This is a genomic window from Pseudomonas fluorescens, from assembly GCF_902497875.1.
Taxonomy (GTDB): domain Bacteria; phylum Pseudomonadota; class Gammaproteobacteria; order Pseudomonadales; family Pseudomonadaceae; genus Aquipseudomonas; species Aquipseudomonas fluorescens_BR.
The window spans coordinates 1-1,076 of record NZ_CABVHY010000158.1 but is presented as its reverse complement, the minus strand read 5'-3'; the positions used below and the strand labels follow the sequence as shown (position 1 = coordinate 1,076).

Here is a 1,076-nt window from a genome sequence, read left to right as displayed (position 1 = left end):
CTGCGGCAGCTCCTACGCCGACCGCGTACACCCGCCAATCCGGGGTAAACGCAAATCCTGTAGGAGCTGCCGCAGGCTGCGATCTTTTAGGGGCACCACATTTTTCAGGCCTTACTGGCGAACCAACCTGAGGTTAGGCAATTCCAACGCCTCAGTACTGCGATACGGGTTGATATCCAGACCACCCCGGCGCACATAACGTGCATAGACCGTGAGTTTCTCCGGCTTGAGCAGACGCTGCAGGTCGAGAAAGATCCGCTCCACGCACTGCTCATGGAAGTCCGCGTGCTGACGGAAGCTCACCAGATAAGCCAACAGGCTGGCGTGGTCCAGCGCGGCGCCGCGATATTCCACGGCAACGCTGCCCCAATCCGGCTGGCCGGTCACCGGGCAATTGGATTTGAGCAGATGGCTGTGCACGCTTTCCTCGATCACTCGCGACTCGTCGCAGCGCAGCAGTTCCGGACGCGGCTGCGCATAATCGCTGACGCTGACTTCCAGCTCGTCGATGCACACCCCCGGCAACCCGGCCACACCTTCGGCCTGGACTTCGCTCAGGCTGCGAATTCGCACACCCACCGGCTTGCCGGCCGCAGCCGACAGGTCGGCCTGCAGGGTTGCTTCCAGGCTTTGACGATCGGCGAACGGCGTCTGGTTCAACGAGTTGAGGTACAGCTTGAAGGACTTCGACTCGATGATGTTCGGCGAATCCGCAGGAATGCTGAACTCGCCGATGGCCACCACTGGCTTGCCGGAGGGCAGCAACCAGGACAGCTCGAAGCAGTTCCAGAAGTCCACGCCCTTGTATGGCAGGGTTTCGGCGCTCAAGCCCAGCTCGGCCCATTTCGCCGCGCGCGGGATCGGAAACAGCAGAGACGGGGTGTAGGTAGATATGTATTCACTGGACTTGCCCAGCGGCGAATGTTCGGCTGCGGGATGCATGGCGGGAACCTGACTAAATAAACCCGACAAGTCTATCAGCCTTTGCCCCCGCCTTTGAATGCCAGGCGCTTACTGGCTGATGTTCAGCTTGCCGACCATGCCCGCCTGATAGTGGCCGGGAACGTTGCAGGCGA

Annotated in this window: 1 protein-coding gene; it reads right to left on the bottom strand. The window is 60.9% G+C overall.

What is annotated here, in order from left to right:
* Positions 1 to 111: 111 nt before the first annotated feature.
* Positions 112 to 942 carry an NADPH-dependent 7-cyano-7-deazaguanine reductase QueF gene (queF, locus tag F8N85_RS34400; protein WP_150804744.1) on the bottom strand — a complete coding sequence of 277 codons (831 nt, stop codon included), beginning with the start codon at positions 940 to 942 and terminating at the stop codon, positions 112 to 114.
* Positions 943 to 1,076: the final 134 nt, after the last annotated feature.